Origin of the sequence: Limnohabitans sp. DCL3 (genome assembly GCF_048019295.1) — a bacterium.
In the GTDB taxonomy this organism is placed as follows: Bacteria; Pseudomonadota; Gammaproteobacteria; order Burkholderiales; family Burkholderiaceae_C; genus Limnohabitans_A.
On record NZ_CP171842.1, the window covers coordinates 721,430 to 739,566 of the forward strand.

Below are 18,137 nucleotides of genomic sequence, written 5' to 3' on the forward strand. Positions count from 1 at the left end.
TGATGGACATGAACACACCCACTCGCCCTCTGGCCATCCGCATGCACCCGGATGACAACGTGGCCATCATTGCCAACGATGGCGGATTGCCTGCTGGCACCGTCATGCCCGAAGGGCCTGCGACCGGTCTGGTGTTGTGTGACAAGGTCCCACAGGGCCACAAGGTGGCTTTGACCGACATCGCTGCGGGTCAAGCCGTGCTCCGCTACAACGTGCCCGTGGGTTACGCCCGCGAATCCATTGCAGCAGGCCGCTGGGTACATGAGCGTTTGCTCGACATTCCGGCTGCACGCGAGCTGCAAGGTTTGCCCATGGCCACCCAGCCCGCACCGGCTTGGGCACCGCTCGAGGGCCATACCTTTGAAGGCTATGTGAATGCCGATGGCTCGGTCGGCACGCGCAACCTGCTGGCCATCACCACCACGGTGCAATGTGTGGCGGGTGTGGTCAAGATTGCGGTGGAACGCATTGAGCGCGAGTTGCTGCCGCTTTACCCGAATGTGGACGGTGTGGTCGGTTTGGAGCACAGTTATGGCTGTGGTGTGGCCATTGACGCGCCAGGCGCCGAGATCCCTATCCGCACCCTGCGCAACATCAGCCTGAACCCTAATTTTGGCGGCGAGGTCATGGTGGTCAGCTTGGGTTGCGAGAAGCTGCAACCCTCGCGCCTCTTGCCACCCGGCAGCTTCCCGATCCACGATACCCGTGACAAGGAGCAAGGCCCCGACCTGGTGTGCCTGCAAGATGATGAGCATGTTGGCTTCATGTCCATGATCGACAACATCGTGCTGCGTGCCAAACCCCACTTGGAACGCTTGAATGCTCGCAAGCGCCAGACGGTACCAGCGAGTGCGCTGGTGGTAGGGGTTCAGTGTGGTGGCAGCGACGCGTTTTCTGGCGTGACCGCCAACCCAGCGGTGGGCTACTTGGCCGACCTGATCGTGCGCTCGGGTGGCACGGTGATGTTTTCTGAAAACACCGAAGTGCGTGATGCGGTGGAGCAGCTCACCAGCCGCTCAGCTACACAAGCAGTGGCCGAAGATGTGGTGCGCGAACTCGGTTGGTACGACCAATACCTCGACCGTGGTCGCGTGGACCGCACCGCCAACACCACGCCGGGCAACAAGGCAGGTGGTTTGTCCAACATCGCCGAAAAAGCCATGGGCTCCATCATCAAGAGCGGCAGCGGCGCCATTGCCAGCGTGCTCGCGCCCGGCGACAAGCTCAAGCCTGATCAAAAAGGCTTGGTGTTCGCAGCCACGCCTGCCAGCGATTTCATCTGCGGCACTTTGCAACTGGCCGCTGGCATGAATGTGCATGTGTTCACCACCGGCCGCGGCACCCCCTATGGCCTGCAAGCCTGCCCCGTGGTCAAGGTGGCGACCCGCAGTGACTTGGCGCGTCGCTGGCACGATCTGATGGATTTCAACGCGGGTCAGATCGCCGATGGCGAGATGACGATTGAAGACGCTGGCTGGGCGCTGTTTCGCATGCTGCTCGAAACCGCCAGCGGCAAAAGAACCTGGGCCGAGCACTGGAAGCTGCATAACGCGCTGGTGCTTTTCAACCCGGCTCCGATCACCTGAAAACCCAAGCGCCCATTGACTTTTTTGACACGACAACACCAGGAGACAAAGATGATGAAAAAGCGCCAACTGCTCACCGCGATCGGCCTTGCTGGTCTGGGCTTGCTCAGCCAAGGCCAAGCCTTGGCCCAAGCGGATTACCCCAATAAACCGATCAAACTGATCGTGGCCTTTCCACCCGGCGGCACCAGCGATGTCATGGGACGCTTGATGGCCGAGGAACTGACCAAAGTCCTCAAACAGCCGGTGGTCGTCGAGAACATCGGTGGCGCAGGGGGCATTGTCGGCACCGATCGCGCCGTCAAGATGCCTGCAGATGGTTACACCATCATCCAGACCGGCGTGGGCCAGAACGCTGTGGCGCATGGCCTGGACCCCAACATCAAGTACAACTCGGTAACCGATTTCATTCACCTCACGCAAGTGCACTCGGGCCCTAACGTGCTGCTGGTTCATCCTTCATTACCGTTCAAGACGGTGAAAGAGTTGGTGGACCATGCCAAGAAGAACCCCGGGAAACTCGATTACGGCTACACCCATGCTGCCTCTGGACACATGGCGATGGAATTGTTCAAGCAGACCGCTGGCATTTTCCTGACGGGCATTCCCTACCGTGGCGGCGGTCCCATGCTCAACGACTTGCTGGCCGGTACCGTTCCCATGGTCTTTTTGAACCAGGATGTGGCGCTGCCCCATATCAAAGCCGGCAAGCTGCGGGCACTGGCCGTGACCAGCAAAGAGCGCAATGCGCTTTACCCGGATGTACCGACCGTGGCCGAATCCGGCTACAAGGGTTTTGAAGCGCTGTCCTGGTCGGGCTTGTCAGTGGCCAAGGGCACACCCCAGCCCATCGTGGACAAGCTCGAGGCGGCCATGGCGCAAGCCATGCAGTCCGCCAATTTCAAGCAACGCCTGACTTCGACAGGCTTTGTGATCCCGTCCCAGGGTAGCAAGCCTTACACCGAGTTCGTCAAATCCGAGTTGGACCAGTGGACCCGTGTGATCAAGACCGCCGGCATCAAGCCCCAGTAAAAGCGTCCGACCATGTCCGATGCCATCTCTTGGGTCCGTGTCTCGGCCTGCACCTTGCCTTTGGCCACCCCGATCAGCGACGCCAAGGTGCTGACGGGCCGACAAAAGCCGATGACCGAAATCGCCATCCTGTTCGTCGAGATCAAAACCAAGGACGGCGCTGAGGGGGTGGGTTTCAGTTACGCCAAACGCGCTGGAGGCCCCGGCCAGTTTGCGCATGCCAAAGAAATCGCCCCAGTGTTGATGGGCGAAGACCCGAACGACATTGCCCAACTCTGGGACAAGCTCTGCTGGGCGGGTGCTTCGGTTGGCCGCAGCGGCCTTTCAGTGCAGGCCATCGGGGCTTTTGATGTGGCGCTGTGGGACCTGAAAGCCAAACGCGCAGGCTTGTCTTTGGCCAAGCTGCTTGGGACTCACCGCGACAGCGTGCGCTGTTACAACACATCGGGCGGTTTTTTGCACACACCACTCGATCAGCTCTTGGTCAACGCTTCGGCCTCGGTGGCCAAGGGCATTGGCGGTATCAAGCTCAAAGTGGGTCAGCCAGACTGTGACAAAGACATCGAGCGCGTGAGCGCCGTGCGACAGCATTTGGGCGATCGTTTTCCGATCATGGTGGACGCCAACCAACAATGGGACCGCCCCACCGCGCAGCGCATGTGCCGCCGCTTGGAGCCGATGAACCTGATCTGGATTGAAGAGCCTTTGGACGCCTATGACCATGAAGGCCATGCCGCGCTGGCTGTGCAGTTCGATACCCCGATTGCCACGGGTGAGATGCTGACCAGCGTGCAAGAGCACTGGGACCTGATTCGCCACCGCGCCGCCGATTTCCTGATGCCCGATGGCCCTCGTGTGGGCGGTATCACCCCTTTCCTCAAAATTGCGCAGCTGGCCGAACACGCTGGCGTCATGCTGGCCCCGCACTTTGCGATGGAGCTGCATATCCATTTGGCTGCAGCCTACAAAACCGAGCCTTGGGTGGAGCACTTTGAATGGCTGGAGCCCTTGTTCAATGAACGCATCCAGATCCAAGACGGCCGCATGCTGGTGCCGAACTTGCCAGGTTTGGGTGTCTCGCTCAGTGAGCAGGCGCGTCGCTGGACACAAGGCAGTGTCGAGTTTGCGTGATGGCTGTGTATTTTTTACAAACCGGAGATGGAGATGAAAAAGCCATGTTTGTTGGCCGCTTTGGCAGCGGTTCTGATCGCACCCATGGCACCGGCTTGGGCCCAGGCGGCTTACCCGACCAAGCCGATCAAAATCGTGGTGCCATTCCCAGCGGGTGGCACGTCTGACGTGTTGGCCCGAATTTTTGGCCAAAAAATCACCGAAAGCTGGGGCCAAGCCGTGGTGGTGGATAACCGTCCCGGCTCCAGTGGCAACTTGGGCGCAGATCTGGTCGCCAAATCTCCCGCTGATGGCCACACCCTGGTGCTGATGGACGTGGGCAATCTGGTGATCAGTCCGGCTTTGTTCAAACTGCCCTTCAATGTTGAGAAAGACTTTGCCCCCGTGGCGATGGTGGCGTATTCAACCCATTTGCGGGCCGTGAGCACCCAAGTGCCCGCCAACACCCCTGCTGAATTGGTGGCCCCAGCAGGTACCCCCAAGGCGGTCGTCGACAAGCTGCATGCCGAGGTTCAACGCATTGCTGCCTTGCCAGAGATCAAAGAGCGTTTGACTGCTTTGGGCGCTGAGCCCTCGGGCATGACACCCGACCAATTTGGCCAATGGATGCGTTCAGAAATTCCAGCCATGGCGAAGATTGTCAAGGACGAAAAAATCACGGTGGAGTGACCATCGCGTGGGCGGCACGGCGCCTGCGTTTGGACCTGGCACCCCAATCCCTCCCAAGCTGTGGAGTTTGGAGGGCCAAAGGAGGAGGGGGTTCAGCTGCAGCTGACGCTGCCGCAGCCCGACATGGTCACATTTTGGATGGCCGAGGGGTCGGCCAGGGTTTCGGTCACGCTGTCAAAGCCCACCGACTTGAGGTGAGCCGCCAACCCGGCGTCCATGCTGTTGGCGTGACCTGGAAACCACTCGGCCAGCGCTTCTGCCATGCGGGTGATGATGGTGGTATCGCTGTCCAGGTAATGGGCTTCGACCACGCGCATGGTCTCCAAAATCGTGGCGTGGTGCTCGGCGTGGCAGTTGTCGGCGGAAAACCCGGTGGCCAGCATCCAGCGCTCTTCTTGTGCAAAGTGCTCGACCGTGTGGTCCAAAAAAGCCTTGTAGACCGGCAGTTGCTGGTCTTCGGGGGTGGCCAAAATCTGGTTGATCATGTCCACAAACTCTTGGTGCGTTTCGTCCATGCGGGCGTCGCCCGTGTGGAGCGAGTCGGTCCAGGGCATCAAGGTGGGGGCAGTGGCAGTGGCTTGGGCGGTGTGTGACATGGCTGAAGAGGGCTGTTGGTCGCCCCTCAATTATCCCCCTTCATGTGCAGCCTTGGCGTGGCAGGGGCGAACACCGTGGCCATGGGTGTAGGCCTGTGTCGACACAGGGCATGCGCATGCCATTAACCTTGGAAACCTTTGTCATTGAACTGCTGAGTCAACACCATGGATTCCGTCACACAAGTCCTTCTGGGCGCCTCGGTTGGGGTGGCCGTCATGGGGCGACGCACTGCGCTTTGGAAGTCTGCCCTCTGGGGGGGCATTGCAGGCCTGTTGCCCGACCTTGATGTGCTGATCGACCATGGTGACCCGGTGCTCAACATGATTCGGCACCGGGCGGAGACCCACGCCTTGCTTTTGCTCACGCTCTTTGCTTTTCCGATGGCGTGGGTCGTGAGCCGTGTTCATCGCCAGCCCCAGCTCTGTGTGCGCTGGTGGTGGGCCATCGCCTTGGCGCTGGTCACGCACCCTTTGTTGGACCTGATGACCATTTATGGCACCCAAGTTTTCCAGCCTTTCACCGACGAGGCCTATGGTTTGGGCAGCATCTTCATCGTCGATCCGCTGTACTCCTTGCCTTTGCTGGCTGGCGTCATCGCGGCGTTGCGCATCAAAAGGACAGGCCAGGCCTTGCGCATCAATGCATGGGCACTGGCCTTCAGCACGGCCTATTTGGCTTGGAGTGCGCTGGCGCAAGCGTGGGTGACGCAGCACGCCCGCGAGTCCTTGCAAGCGCAAGGCTTGCCCAGCCAACAGCTGTTGGTCACACCCGCGCCTTTCAACACGGTGTTGTGGCGCGTGGTGGCCATGGATGGCGAGCGGTTTCACGAGGGCTTTTACGCGTTCATGGACGGCGGCAGGGTCATTCGATTTGTGGCCCATGCGCGGGGAGCGGCTTTGGCGGCAGAAAACGCCCAACACCCTCAGCTGCAGCGTTTGAGCCGTTTCACCGATGGCTTTTTCAAAATCCAACGCGACGTGGACCGGTTGGTGGTGACCGACCTGCGCATGGGGCAAGAGCCCGCTTACGTGTTTGCTTTTGACATTGGCCCGCCACTGGTGGCCGGCCAGCCGCATGGGCCCGCCCAGCAACAAGCCCGCCGGATGGATGTCCGGGCGGGCTTGAACTGGCTGGGGCAGCGGCTCATGGGGCGCGATGTACCGCCCCCAGGCACGGCAGGCGGCTCAGACTAAGCGGCTGCGGTGGCGTGCGATCTGCAGCCGCACCTGCGCAGGTGCGGTGCCGCCCAAGGTGTTGCGGGCGTTCAGCGAACCTTGCAGACTGAGCGGGCCAAACACATCGGCTTCGATGCGGCTGTCGAACTTTTGCAGGGTCTCGAGCGGCAGCTCGGACAAGTCCACACCCAAGCCTTGGGCAGTTTTGACGGCGTGGGCCACCACTTCGTGGGCATCGCGGAAGGGCAGGCCTTTTTTGACCAAGTAGTCGGCCAAGTCGGTGGCGGTGGCGTAGCCCTTTTTCACGGCCGCTTCCATCGCTGCGGCGTTGACGGTGATGCCGCCTTCTTTTTGGCCCGTGGCGGGGTTGACTTGACCGCCGACCATTTCGCTGAAGATGCGCAGGGTGTCTTTGAGTGTGTCCACCGTGTCGAACAGCGGCTCTTTGTCTTCTTGGTTGTCTTTGTTGTAGGCCAGGGGCTGGCCTTTCATCAAGGTGATCAGGCCCATCAGGTGGCCGACCACGCGGCCGGTTTTGCCACGTGCCAGCTCGGGCACATCGGGGTTTTTCTTCTGCGGCATGATGGAGCTGCCGGTGGTGAAGCGGTCGGCAATGCGCACAAAGCCGAAGTTCTGGCTCATCCACAAAATCAACTCTTCAGAGAATCGGCTGATGTGCACCATGCAAAGAGATGCGGCGGCGGTAAATTCAATGGCGAAGTCGCGGTCGCTCACGCCGTCCAGGCTGTTTTGGCAGACTTGTGGGTTGCCGGCTTCATCGACCATGCCCAGGGTGCGGGCCACGCGCTCGCGGTCCAGCGGGTAGGTGGTGCCGGCCAAAGCGGCGCTGCCCAGGGGCAGGCGGTTGGTGCGGCGGCGCACGTCGCTCATGCGCTCGGCGTCGCGGCTGAACATTTCCACATAGGCCAGCAGGTGGTGCGCAAAACTCACGGGTTGCGCCACTTGCAGGTGGGTGAAGCCGGGCATGATGACCTCGACGTTGTGCTCGGCCACATCGACCAGGGACTTTTGCAGGTCGGCCAGCAAATCAATGATCAGGTCCATCTCGGTGCGCAGCCACAGGCGCACGTCGGTGGCCACTTGGTCGTTGCGGCTGCGGCCAGTGTGCAGGCGCTTGCCCGCGTCGCCCACCAGCTGGGTCAGGCGCGCCTCGATGTTCAGGTGCACGTCTTCCAGGTCCAGCTTCCACTCAAAAGCGCCCGATTCGATCTCTTGCGTGATTTGCGCCATGCCGCGCTGGATGTCGGCCAGGTCGCTGGCGGCGATGATGTTTTGCGCGGCCAGCATCTCGGCGTGGGCCAGAGAGCCTTGGATGTCGGCTTGCCACAGGCGCTTGTCAAAGAACACGCTGGCGGTGTAGCGCTTGACCAACTCGCTCATGGGTTCTGAAAAGAGCGCGGACCAGGCTTGGGATTTTTTGTCGAGTTGGTTTGTCATAGGTGGAGGATTTTATCGGGCGGCAAGCCGCCGCCCGAAATCACGTGTCAACCCGTGTTGCGCAGCCCCGCAGCAATCCCGTTGATGCTGATGTGGATCCCGCGCTGCACGCGTTCGTCGGCCAAACCGGCGCGGTAGCGCCGGATCAGTTCGACTTGTAAATGGTGCAGCGGGTCGATGTAGGGAAACCGGTGGCGGATGGACCTGTCAAGTGCCGGGTTGCTCGCCAAGCGGTTCTTTTCACCGGTGATTTGGGCCAGCGCGTCAGCGGTGCGGTGCCATTCGGACTCGATGGCGGTAAAGATTTTTTTGCGCAAGCGGCTGTCGCTGACCAGTTCGGCGTAGCGCGAGGCCAAGGCCAAGTCGCTCTTGGCCAGCACCATGTCCATGTTGGACAGCAGGGTGCGGAAAAAAGGCCATTGGCGGTACATTTTTTGCAGCAGGGCCAGTGCCGCCTGGCGGTCGGCCGCGTCGGGCCTGTCCAGGTAGGCGACCACCGCCGAGCCAAAGCCCAGCCACCCGGGCAAGGTCAGACGACATTGGCCCCAGCTGAAACCCCAGGGGATGGCCCGCAGATCTTCTATTTTTTGCAGGGCCTTGCGCGAGGCAGGGCGTGAGCCGATGTTCAGTTGCGCCAGCTCTTTCAAAGGCGTGGCGCCAAAAAAATAGTCGGTGAAACCGGGTGTGTCGTAGACCAACCCTCTGTAGGCCGCCATGCTGGCTTCAGACAGCTCAGCTGCCGCGTCCAAAAAGGCGCGGGTGGCAGGCTTGGTGGGTTGCAGCAGGGTGGCCTCCAAGGTGGCGGCGACCAAGGTCTCCAGGTTGCGGCGTCCAATTTCGGGGTTGGCGTATTTCGAGCCAATGACCTCGCCTTGTTCGGTCAGGCGGATTTGCCCGCGCACGGTGCCCGGTGGTTGCGCCAAGATGGCTTGGTAGCTGGGGCCTCCGCCTCGCCCCACGGTGCCACCCCGGCCATGGAACATGCGCAAGGTGATGCCGTGGCTGCTTTGCAGTTTGTCAAACAAGTCCACCAAAGCAATTTCGGCGCGGTACAGCTCCCAGTTGCTGGTGAAAATGCCACCGTCTTTGTTGCTGTCCGAGTAGCCCAGCATGATGTCTTGCTCACCGCCTGAGCGCTGGATCAGCTTGGCCACGCCGGGCAGGGCGTAGAAGTCGCGCATGATGGGCGCGGCGTTGCGCAGGTCTTCAATGGTCTCAAACAGCGGCACCACGATCAAGTCGTTGACCGCTTCGCTGTCCAGGGTGCCCCGCAAAAGGCCGGCTTCTTTTTGCAGCAGCAACACTTCGAGCAAATCGCTCACCGTCTCGGTGTGGCTGATGATGTAGTGCCGTATCGCTTGGGGGCCAAAGGTGACCAGCATGCGTTTGGCGCACTCAAAAATGGCCAGCTCTGAGTGGGCGTGTTCGCTGTAGCGGACACCGGGCACGCGCAGCGGTCGGGCATCGTTCAGCAGGCCCAGCAGCAGGGCTTGCTTGGCATGTTCATCGAGTTGGCTGTATTGCTTCTCGACGCGGGCTGTGGTCAACAGTTCGGCCAACACCGCTTCGTGCTGGTCCGAGCTTTGGCGCAAATCGACCGTGGCCAAATGGAATCCAAACACCTCCACCGCGCGGATCAGTGGATGCAGGCGTTGGGCCGCGAGCGCTTGGGCGTGCTGGCTGCACAAAGACGCTTCGATCACGCGCAGGTCCGCCAAAAATGCTTCAGCACTGGGGTAAGGGTTTTGGGGCGCAACGGCGTGACGGGCTGCTTCTCCGCCCGTGAGTTTTTGCAGTGTGGCGGCCAAGCGGGCGTACATGCCGGTCAACGCCCGGCGGTAAGGCTCGTCCTGGCGGTGTTGGTTGGTGTCGGGCGATTGCGCTGCCAGGGCCAGCATTTCCGGGTTAAATGGCACCAGCATGGCCGACAGCGACAGCTCGCTGCCCAGGTAATGCACTTCGGTCAGGTAATGGCGCAGCGCCACATCGCTTTGGCGGGTCAAGGCGTGTTCCAGCGTGGGTGCGGTGACATTGGGGTTGCCATCGCGGTCACCACCGATCCACTGGCCCATGCGCAAGAAACTGGCCACAGGCTGACCCGGCAGGGCTTCTTCCAGCTCGGCATAGAGCTTGGGGATTTCGCGCAAAAAAGTCGCTTCGTAATAGCTCAGTGCATTTTCAATTTCATCGGCCACCGTGAGTTTGGTGAAGCGCAGCAAACGGGTTTGCCACAGCTGCATCACGCGGGCGCGCATTTGCAACTCGTTGGCGGCCAGTTCTTTGGGGCTCAGTGCGTCTTTGGCCGCATTGACGGCCGCAGCGCGGGCCTTGATGGCGTCGCGCTCGGTCAACAAGTGGGCGATGTCGCGCTCGGCATCCAGAATGCTTTTTCGCTGCACTTCGGTCGGGTGCGCGGTGAGCACGGGCGAGACGTAGCTGGTGGCCAGCATGTCCGAGATGCTCTTGGGCGTGATGCCAGCCCAGCGCAAGCGCTGCAATGCCACATCGATGCTGCCTTCTTGCGTGTGGCCGGCTCGCTCGTGGATGGCGCGTCGGCGAATGTGATGGCGGTCTTCGGCCAAGTTGGCCAGGTGCGAAAAATAGGTGAAGGCGCGGATCACACTCACGGCGCGGTCGCCGGGCAGGCTTTTGAGCAGCTTTTTCAGCGCCTTGTCGGCCGCGTGGTCGGCGTCGCGCCGGAATGCGACGGAGAGCTTGCGAATTTGCTCCACCAGTTCGTAAGCCTCAGCGCCCTCTTGCAAACGGATCACATCGCCCAAAATTCGACCCAGCAAGCGGATGTCTTCGACCAAGGGCCGCTCACTGTCTCGTTTTTGGGCCGGGTTGGGCGCACGGGTGCGGCTTTTGGCAAGCAAAGTGCTGGGGGGAGAGGCCTGTTTCATGGGTGCTGCGCTCGAGGATGAATGCGGTCAATGGGAAGGAGGTCGACTACTGGCCACACCAGTGTCAGTTTTTCTTGACATCATGCTAGCATCGCCGAGAGAGACAAAATTACCAATTGATTTCATTTTTTAATGGGATCAAAATTTTTTTCAGGAAATCCGCCGTGACCGAGTCCAAGCTGCCCTCTATCGTCATTGCCACCCGCGAGAGCCGTTTGGCTTTGTGGCAAGCTGAACATGTCAAGTCGCTGTTGGAGGGCTTGGGTTGCACGGTCAAGCTGCTGGGCATGACAACCCAGGGTGACCAAATCCTGGACCGTAGCCTGTCCAAGGTGGGCGGTAAGGGCTTGTTTGTCAAGGAGCTGGAAGTGGCTCTGCAAGAGGGGCACGCAGACATTGCGGTGCATTCGCTCAAAGACGTTCCAATGGACATGCCCGAGGGCTTTGAGCTGGCTTGCGTCATGGAACGTGAAGACCCCCGAGATGCTTGGGTGTCTGCGCAATACGCCTGTTTGGAGGACTTGCCGAAAGGTGCCGTGGTCGGCACATCCAGCCTGCGACGCACGGTGCTGTTGCGTGCACTTCGTCCTGATTTGAAGATCGAGCCCTTGCGTGGCAACTTGGACACGCGTCTGCGCAAACTCGATGAAGGCCAGTACGCGGGCATTGTGCTGGCAGCTGCAGGCCTCAAGCGCTTGGGATTGTCTGAGCGGATTCGCCATATTTTTGAGACCGAACAGATGCTGCCGGCGGCAGGGCAAGGTGCTTTGGGAATCGAGATCCGAAGTGACCGGGCTGATTTGCGCGCCCTGCTGGCGCAGCTGGCCGATGCCCCATCGTGGCGACGGGTCGCGGCCGAGCGGGCCGTGAGCCGAGCCATGGGCGGCAGTTGCTCCATGCCTTTGGCCGCGCACGCCACCATCGAGGCGGGTGTGCTGAAGCTGCAAGCGGCCTGGGGAGACCCGCAAGGCCCAAGCACTTTGGTCATGGCGGCAGCACAGGCCAGCACCGATGGCTTGCAAGCAGCCGAAGCGCTGGGTCTGAGCGTGGCGCAGGCCCTGCGCGACGGCGGCGCGCATTGATTCCTGGCGCTGGCATGGCGCGGTTACCTTCTCCGGACTTGGAGCTTGGCTCTCGGCGTGTGGTCGTGACCCGGCCTGAGCGCGAGGCCCGTGCTTGGGCCGATGCACTGCACGCCTGTGGTGTGCCTTGCGACACCTTGCCTTTGATCGAGATTGCGGCTTTGCCTGACGCATCGGGATTGGGGTTGATTTGGCAGACGTTGCCCAGCCATTTGGCGGTGATGTTTGTCAGCGCCAATGCTGTGCGTTTTTTCATGGCGGCCCGACCTTCGGGAGGAGGCTTGGCCAGCTGCCGAGCATGGTCCACAGGCCCTGGCACGCAGGCTGCCTTGCTCATGGCGGGATGGCCAGCCGAGTCGATTGACTCCCCGCCCGACACGGCCTCTCAGTTTGATTCGGAGGCGCTTTGGGCCTTGGTGGCCGATCGGGCTCAAGCCGCGGTGGCTGCGGCCCGGTCCTGTTCAGGCGCACAGCCGACGGTGTTGATTGTTCGAGGCGCCGACACACAAGGTCAACTGGCTGGACGAGATTGGTTGGCTTTGCAATTGGAGCATGCCGGCATTCAGGTGCAACAAACCGTGGCCTATGTCCGCCAAGCCCCGGTCTTGACGGCACCTCAACGCGCTTGGATCCGCCAGGCCATTCAAGAGAATTCATGGTGGTTGTTCAGCAGTTCGCAGGCCGCTCAACATTTGTTGCAACTTTGTCCCGATTTGCCCTTGGGTCAAGCCCGAGCGCTGGCCACCCATCCGCGCATTGCCCAGCGCCTGTTGAATGCAGGTTGGGGTCGGGTGGAAATCGTCCCTGCAGGTCTGAAAGACCAAGCCGAGTCTATAAAATCGCTGGCATGACTGCATCACCCGAAACTGCCCAAGATCCTGCCAACCCTGAGGGGCCTGCGGCATCGTATCGCCACGTCTGGCGGTGGTTGGCCATCGCTGTTGCTGCTCTGGCTTTGCTACTGACCGTGTTGTTGTGGCAAAAATTATCACGGATTCAAGAGCAATTGGCACGGCAAAGCGCCGACTCGGGCCAGCAATCGATGGAAGCCAAAGCATGGGCCAAACAGGCTCAAGAGACGGTCAAGGACAGTGCCGCGCGTTTGGCCTTGCTTGAAACGCGCTTGGGAGAGGTCGCTTTGCAGCGCAGCCAGCTGGAGGAGTTGATCCAGAGTTTGTCGCGATCGCGCGATGAAAATTTGGTGGTCGACATTGAGTCAGCGCTGCGCATGGCGCAACAGCAGTCCCAGTTGACCGGCAGTTTGGAGCCCTTGTTAGCGGCGCTCAAATCTGCTCAAACACGGTTGCAGCGGGCCGCTCAGCCCCGATTGGCACCTGTGCTCCGGGCGTTGGAGAAAGACTTGGATCGACTCAGCACTGTCCAAGTTTTCGATTTGCCCGGCTTGTTGATCAAGTTGGACGAGGGCGTGGCTTTGGTGGACGGTTTGCTCTTGGCCAATCAGGCCTTGCCCTCATCGGTGATGAATGGTGCCTTGAGCGCTGTGCAGCCGGCCCAGGCACCTTCTTGGTGGATGGTTGGCTTGGCGCAATTTGCCGACCAACTCAAAGGCTTGGTGAGGGTCAGCCGCATTGAATCGCCAGAGGCGGCCTTGCTGTCCCCCGAGCAGGGCTTTTTCTTGCGGGAAAACCTCAAGCTCAAACTGCTCAATGCGCGCCTGGGTTTGTTGGCACGACAAAAGGACGCTGCACGGGCTGATTTGGCCTCCGCCGCCATCACCGTGCGCCGCTATGCCGATGGGTCCTCGCGCAAGACGGTACAGATGCTGCAATTGCTGGAACAATCGGCCGAGCAGTTAAAAGCCAGTGACAGTCCGCGTCTTGAAGGCTCGTTGTCCGCCTTGGCCACCGCCGCAGCTGGAAGGTAACCCGACATGCGAGCAGCGCTTTGGCTCATCAGCTTGTTCGCTTTGGCGGCAGCTGCAGCTTGGTTGGCCGGCAACAACCAAGGCACGGTCACCTTGTTCCTGTCCCCTTATCGGATCGATTTGTCCCTGAATTTGGTCTTGCTGATGCTGGGCTTGGTGGTTTTGGTGGTGGTGTTGGCGCAACAAGCCTTGTCCGCCTTGTTGTCATTGCCACAGCAAGCCCAACGTTGGCGTTTGCAGCAAAAAGAACGAGCGGCACACGCTGCCATGCTCGAATCGATCAGCCAGTTCATGGCGGGACGGTATTTGCGCGCCCGCAAGTCGGCCCAATTGGCCCTTGAAAAGGAGGCGTTGCTGACAGAGGCGGGTCTGGATCTGGACCATGCGGTGGTGTTGCGCACCTTGGCCCACACCATGGCCGCCGAATCAGCCCACGCCTTGCAAGACAGGGATGTGCGTCAAACCCATTGGGATGCTGCTTTGCAAGCGGCCAAAGCAGCGCCTTCTTCCGAGTCGCGAACCTTGAGCGAGGGCATTCAGTTGCGAGCTGCCCGTTGGTTGCTGGATGACCGGGATGCACCTGCGAGTCTGGCGCTGTTGCAGTCCTTGCCCTCCGCCACGGCCCGCCGTATGGTGGCCATGCGCCTGCAACTGAAGGCCGCACGCTTGGCTGGGCAGCCAGCGAAGGCTTTGGACACGGCGGTTTTGCTGGCCAAGCACCGCGCCTTCACGCCTGCTGCGGGTGACAGTTTGGTGCGCAGTTTGATATTGGCCTGGTTGTCTCATGCCCATGATGCCGATGCGGTGCAACGCCTCTGGCTCAAGTTGAGCGCAGCGCAGCGCAGCATGCCTGATTTGGCCGCAGAGGCGGCCTTGCGTTGGATGTCTTTGGGCGGCGAGGGCGCTGTGGCCAGAACCTGGCTTCAAGCCGTGTGGGAGCCTTTGCAATCTCCCAAATCCAAAGCCTGGACGCCAGAGCAATTGGCCCGCATGGTGCAAGCTTTGGAGGCTGCGTTGGCGGATGCTCAAGCGAGTGACGCCAGAGCCTGGTTGGCCCGTGTCGAGGCGGCTCAATTGGCGCGCCCGCAAGATCCTCTATGGCAATATCTGACAGGCACGCTGTGTCTGCGTCATCAGTTGTGGGGCAAAGCCCAAGGTCTTTTGTCTCAATCTGTCAAAGGCCTTCAAACCCCCACATTGAAGCGCCAAGCCTGGTGTGCCTTGGCCGAATTGGCTGAGCAGCGGCAAGATTTGCCTGCCGCCACGGCCGCCTGGAAGCAAGCCGCAAAGCTCCCTCGGTCTTGATTTTTCCTGGCACGGACTGGCATCCGACAAACTCTGCAAAAGTCGGGGAGGGGACAGGCCCGATTCCATGAGGTGAGCGTCGAGCAGGCGAAAAAAAACCGGGCCCTTGGCCCGGTTTTGGCTTTGCGTGACTGGCCAATCAGAATGGCAGGTTCATGTCTTTCAGGTCTTTGCGTGTTTCGACCAAGACCAAGGGACCCTCGTTCAGCACCACAGCAGGCGCACGCTCACGGGGAACGCGGACTGGTTGGGGTTCGGCGGCAATGGCCGCTTGAACCGCTGCCACTTTGTCGGCATCGGAGTTGACCCAAACCAGGCCAGAGCCTTGTGCCACTTGCTGCAAACGATCGATTTGCAGGGTGTATTTCTCTGCAGCAGGCATGACCGCAGGCGTTGCCGCGACAGTTTCAGCGGGCACTTGAGCAGGTTTTTCTGCGATCACCTCGGGCGCCTGGGCAGCAACGGGTGCTGCAGTTTCGGCGGCCACAAGCGTGTCCATGGCCTGTGCAGGCGCAGGCACATCGGCTGTCTCAGCCACAGGTGTTTCAGCGCGAGCCACAGCCGTTTGTGCTGCGGCTTGCTGGGCACGTTCAAAGTAAGAACGTGGAGCGGGCTGGTCATCGGGCTGAGGCACTGCTGCGGTGGCCGTTGCTGGGTCATTCGCCTCGCTTTGGGCGGCTTCGACAGCGTTTTCCGCACGGTTATCGCTGCCACGCTCACGGCGGTCACGGCCGTAACGGTCACGCGAGCGGCGCTCACGGCGCTCGCCTGTCTGCTCCAAGCTCGCAGTTTCTGCGGTCTGTCCTTCTGCGGCGACCACTTCGCTTGCAGCGGTGTTGGCATCGACGCCAGTGGCGTCGCCCTGGCGGCTGTCGCCACCGCGGTCCCCACTTCGTTCGCTGCGTTCGCCACGCTCACGACGACCTTCGCTGCTGCGCTCGCCGCGTTCACGACGGCCTTCACCACGTGGCGCACGTTCTTGGCGGACTTCGGTGCCTTCTGCCGTCAACTCCGGTGCGGTTTCGCTGCGGCCTTCGTTTTTGCTGTCGTTGCGGGCCTCATGGCGACCTTCGCTGCGGCCATCGCGTCGACCTTCCCGAGGCGCACGTTCGCCCGCTGGGCGATCTGAGCGTTCGCTCCGTTCTGCGCGTACTGGGCGGGCCTCGCCATCGCGCACCTCTTGGCGACCTTCTTGCCGGTTGTCTGCACGGCCTTCAGCTCGGCGTCCACCTGCTTCGCGTGGTGCACGAACTTCACCTGCAGCGCCTTCAGCGCGATCACCACGGCGTCCACCGCGGCGGCCATCACGGCCGCCTTCACGGCGCTCACCATCGCGCGTGCCCTCACGGGTGTCACTGCGGCGCTCGCCGTTGCGCACGTCGCGGATTTTTTCATCTTTTTTACCCGTCGCAGCAGGAGCAGCTTCAGGGGTACTGCCACCGAACAGATTCTTCAGCCAGCCAAAGAAACCACCCGTTGCTGCCGCAGTGGGCACCGAGGTTTGGGGTGCGGGGGCAGCGGCCTGGCGCGCGGGTTTGGCGACGGCCACCGGGGCTTCGGGCTTGACCGGCGCAATCGGCGCTGGTGCATCGGGCAACACACCTTTGATGACCGGCGTTTGCTTGTTGGTGGGCTCTTGTGAGCGGCGTGTCACGGTGGTGGCGTCTTCGATCTCTTCGGCCATTTTGTAACTGGCTTCGATGCGGTCCAGACGTGGGTCATCGTGCTTCAAACGCTCGAGTTTGTAGTGCGGGGTTTCCAGCGACTTGTTGGGCACCAGAAGCACGTTGATGCGCTGCTGCAGCTCGATCTTGGCGATCTCGGAGCGCTTTTCATTCAGCAGGAACGAGGCGACTTCGACCGGCACTTGGGCGTGCACGGCGGCGCTGTTGTCCTTCATGGACTCTTCTTGGATGATGCGCAGGATCTGCAGTGCCGAGCTTTCGGTGTCACGGATGTGGCCCGCACCACCGCAACGGGGGCAGGGGATGGAGGCACCTTCGGACAGGGCAGGCTTCAAGCGCTGGCGGCTCATTTCCATGAGGCCGAACTTGCTGATGGTGCCGAACTGGACGCGTGCGCGGTCCTGGCGCAGCGCGTCGCGCAGGCGGTTTTCCACTTCGCGGCGGTTCTTGGACTCTTCCATGTCAATGAAGTCGATCACGATCAGGCCACCCAGATCGCGCAGGCGCATCTGACGGGCCACTTCGTCAGCGGCTTCGAGGTTGGTGCGGGTTGCAGTTTCTTCGATGTCGCCGCCTTTGATGGCGCGGGCCGAGTTCACGTCCACCGACACCAAGGCTTCGGTGTGGTCGATCACGATGGCGCCGCCAGACGGCAGTTGCACAGTGCGCGCGTAAGCCGACTCGATCTGGTGCTCAATCTGAAAGCGGCTGAACAGTGGCGCGTCGTCGCGGTAACGTTTCACACGGGGCGCGAACTCCGGCATGACATGGCTCATGAACTGCTGAGCCTGGTCATAGATGTCGTCGGTGTCGATCAGGATGTCGCCGATGTCGTTGTTGAAGTAGTCGCGAATCGCGCGGATGACCAGCGACGATTCTTGGTAAATCAGGAAGGCACCCTTGCCGCCTTTGGAGGCGCCATCGATGGCGGTCCAGAGTTTGAGCAGGTAGTTCAGGTCCCACTGCAACTCGGGCGCGGAGCGACCAATGCCTGCGGTGCGGGCAATGATGGACATGCCCTTGGGGTACTCGAGCTGGTCCATGGCTTCTTTGAGCTCGGCCCGGTCATCGCCCTCGATGCGGCGGCTGACGCCACCACCTCGGGGATTGTTGGGCATGAGCACCACGTAGCGGCCAGCCAAGCTGACGAAGGTGGTCAGTGCTGCACCTTTGTTACCGCGCTCTTCTTTTTCGACTTGCACCAAGAGGGACTGGCCTTCTTTGATGACGTCTTGAATACGCGCTTGGCTGACGGACACGCCTTCAGCAAAGTATTGGCGCGAAATTTCTTTGAAGGGCAAAAAACCGTGGCGGTCTTCGCCGTAGTCCACAAAGCAGGCCTCGAGTGAGGGCTCGACTCGGGTCACCACCGCTTGGTAGATGTTGCCCTTGCGTTGTTCGCGGCCCTCAATTTCGATTTCGTAGTCGAGGAGTTTTTGCCCGTCGACGATGGCCAAGCGGCGCTCTTCAGCTTGCGTGGCGTTGATCAGCATCCGTTTCATGATGCGTTCCTTTACATATCAGCTTGGCCCCAAAGCAGAAAGATGTCTGCGGTCTGGGACCTGTTTACACAACTGGCTTTGGATTTCGAAAATCTCAAAGCCTCCGTTGCCGGAGCTGACGCCTGAA

The 18,137-nt window shown here is 60.9% G+C and carries 13 protein-coding genes; 9 read left to right on the plus strand and 4 right to left on the minus strand.

What is annotated here, in order from left to right; translation table 11 throughout:
- The first annotated feature begins 8 nt into the window (after positions 1–8).
- From garD to ACHEXK_RS03215, 4 genes are read left to right on the plus strand one after another with little or no spacing between them, the layout of a single operon-like run.
- Positions 9–1,586 carry a galactarate dehydratase gene (gene garD / locus ACHEXK_RS03200; RefSeq protein ID WP_416547932.1) on the plus strand — a complete coding sequence of 526 codons (1,578 nt, stop codon included), beginning with the start codon at positions 9–11 and terminating at the stop codon, positions 1,584–1,586.
- 51 nt (positions 1,587–1,637) lie between these two features.
- A complete protein-coding gene (locus ACHEXK_RS03205; RefSeq protein WP_416547933.1) occupies positions 1,638–2,618 on the plus strand; it encodes a Bug family tripartite tricarboxylate transporter substrate binding protein in 981 nt (326 codons plus the stop codon).
- 12 nt (positions 2,619–2,630) lie between these two features.
- Complete coding sequence (locus ACHEXK_RS03210; RefSeq protein ID WP_416547934.1) at positions 2,631–3,749, plus strand: L-talarate/galactarate dehydratase; 1,119 nt, start codon at positions 2,631–2,633, stop codon at positions 3,747–3,749.
- A 33-nt stretch (positions 3,750–3,782) separates the two neighbouring features.
- Positions 3,783–4,418, plus strand: a complete 636-nt coding sequence (locus ACHEXK_RS03215; protein WP_416547935.1) for a Bug family tripartite tricarboxylate transporter substrate binding protein — start codon at positions 3,783–3,785, stop codon at positions 4,416–4,418.
- A 92-nt stretch (positions 4,419–4,510) separates the two neighbouring features.
- Here the strand turns inward: ACHEXK_RS03215 and ACHEXK_RS03220 are convergent, their stop codons facing one another.
- On the minus strand, positions 4,511–5,014 hold the full coding sequence (locus ACHEXK_RS03220; RefSeq protein WP_416547936.1) for a bacteriohemerythrin: 504 nt from the start codon (positions 5,012–5,014) through the stop codon (positions 4,511–4,513).
- A 165-nt stretch (positions 5,015–5,179) separates the two neighbouring features.
- On the opposite strand from ACHEXK_RS03220, the gene ACHEXK_RS03225 reads away from it, so the two are divergent.
- On the plus strand, positions 5,180–6,208 hold the full coding sequence (locus tag ACHEXK_RS03225) for a metal-dependent hydrolase (RefSeq protein WP_416547937.1): 1,029 nt from the start codon (positions 5,180–5,182) through the stop codon (positions 6,206–6,208).
- On the opposite strand, the gene argH is transcribed toward ACHEXK_RS03225, so the two are convergent.
- Both argH and ppc read right to left on the minus strand, forming a co-directional pair.
- On the minus strand, positions 6,200–7,648 hold the full coding sequence (gene argH / locus ACHEXK_RS03230; RefSeq protein WP_416547938.1) for an argininosuccinate lyase: 1,449 nt from the start codon (positions 7,646–7,648) through the stop codon (positions 6,200–6,202). The genes ACHEXK_RS03225 and argH overlap by 9 nt on opposite strands.
- Before the next feature lie 47 nt (positions 7,649–7,695).
- The gene (gene ppc, locus ACHEXK_RS03235) at positions 7,696–10,551 is read right to left on the minus strand and encodes a phosphoenolpyruvate carboxylase (RefSeq protein ID WP_416547939.1); all 2,856 of its coding nucleotides are present in this window, start codon (positions 10,549–10,551) and stop codon (positions 7,696–7,698) included.
- A gap of 164 nt (positions 10,552–10,715) precedes the next feature.
- Between ppc and hemC the strand changes: the two genes are divergently transcribed.
- Genes hemC through ACHEXK_RS03255 form a run of 4 tightly spaced genes read left to right on the plus strand, consistent with a single transcriptional unit; the run spans position 10,716 to position 14,823 of the window.
- Positions 10,716–11,633, plus strand: coding sequence for a hydroxymethylbilane synthase (gene hemC, locus ACHEXK_RS03240; protein WP_416547940.1), 918 nt, complete (start codon positions 10,716–10,718; stop codon positions 11,631–11,633).
- Between the two features lie 14 nt (positions 11,634–11,647).
- A complete protein-coding gene (locus tag ACHEXK_RS03245; protein WP_416547941.1) occupies positions 11,648–12,484 on the plus strand; it encodes a uroporphyrinogen-III synthase in 837 nt (278 codons plus the stop codon).
- Entirely contained in the window at positions 12,481–13,518 is a 1,038-nt protein-coding gene (locus ACHEXK_RS03250) for a uroporphyrinogen-III C-methyltransferase (protein ID WP_416547942.1), read from the plus strand. Before ACHEXK_RS03245 ends, ACHEXK_RS03250 begins: the two co-directional genes overlap by 4 nt.
- Before the next feature lie 6 nt (positions 13,519–13,524).
- Positions 13,525–14,823, plus strand: a complete 1,299-nt coding sequence (locus ACHEXK_RS03255) for a heme biosynthesis protein HemY (RefSeq protein WP_416547943.1) — start codon at positions 13,525–13,527, stop codon at positions 14,821–14,823.
- Positions 14,824–14,962: 139 nt separating this feature from the next.
- Here the strand turns inward: ACHEXK_RS03255 and ACHEXK_RS03260 are convergent, their stop codons facing one another.
- On the minus strand, positions 14,963–18,010 hold the full coding sequence (locus ACHEXK_RS03260) for an Rne/Rng family ribonuclease (RefSeq protein WP_416547944.1): 3,048 nt from the start codon (positions 18,008–18,010) through the stop codon (positions 14,963–14,965).
- Positions 18,011–18,137 lie beyond the last annotated feature (127 nt).

Coding starts and splice junctions, on each gene's coding strand:
- garD (WP_416547932.1), top strand. CDS start 9: ATGAACACACCCACTCGCCCTCTGGCCATCCGCATGCACCCGGATGAC.
- ACHEXK_RS03205 (WP_416547933.1), top strand. CDS start 1,638: ATGATGAAAAAGCGCCAACTGCTCACCGCGATCGGCCTTGCTGGTCTG.
- ACHEXK_RS03210 (WP_416547934.1), top strand. CDS start 2,631: ATGTCCGATGCCATCTCTTGGGTCCGTGTCTCGGCCTGCACCTTGCCT.
- ACHEXK_RS03215 (WP_416547935.1), top strand. CDS start 3,783: ATGAAAAAGCCATGTTTGTTGGCCGCTTTGGCAGCGGTTCTGATCGCA.
- ACHEXK_RS03220 (WP_416547936.1), bottom strand. CDS start 5,014: ATGTCACACACCGCCCAAGCCACTGCCACTGCCCCCACCTTGATGCCC.
- ACHEXK_RS03225 (WP_416547937.1), top strand. CDS start 5,180: ATGGATTCCGTCACACAAGTCCTTCTGGGCGCCTCGGTTGGGGTGGCC.
- argH (WP_416547938.1), bottom strand. CDS start 7,648: ATGACAAACCAACTCGACAAAAAATCCCAAGCCTGGTCCGCGCTCTTT.
- ppc (WP_416547939.1), bottom strand. CDS start 10,551: ATGAAACAGGCCTCTCCCCCCAGCACTTTGCTTGCCAAAAGCCGCACC.
- ACHEXK_RS03245 (WP_416547941.1), top strand. CDS start 11,648: ATGGCGCGGTTACCTTCTCCGGACTTGGAGCTTGGCTCTCGGCGTGTG.
- ACHEXK_RS03250 (WP_416547942.1), top strand. CDS start 12,481: ATGACTGCATCACCCGAAACTGCCCAAGATCCTGCCAACCCTGAGGGG.
- ACHEXK_RS03255 (WP_416547943.1), top strand. CDS start 13,525: ATGCGAGCAGCGCTTTGGCTCATCAGCTTGTTCGCTTTGGCGGCAGCT.
- ACHEXK_RS03260 (WP_416547944.1), bottom strand. CDS start 18,010: ATGAAACGGATGCTGATCAACGCCACGCAAGCTGAAGAGCGCCGCTTG.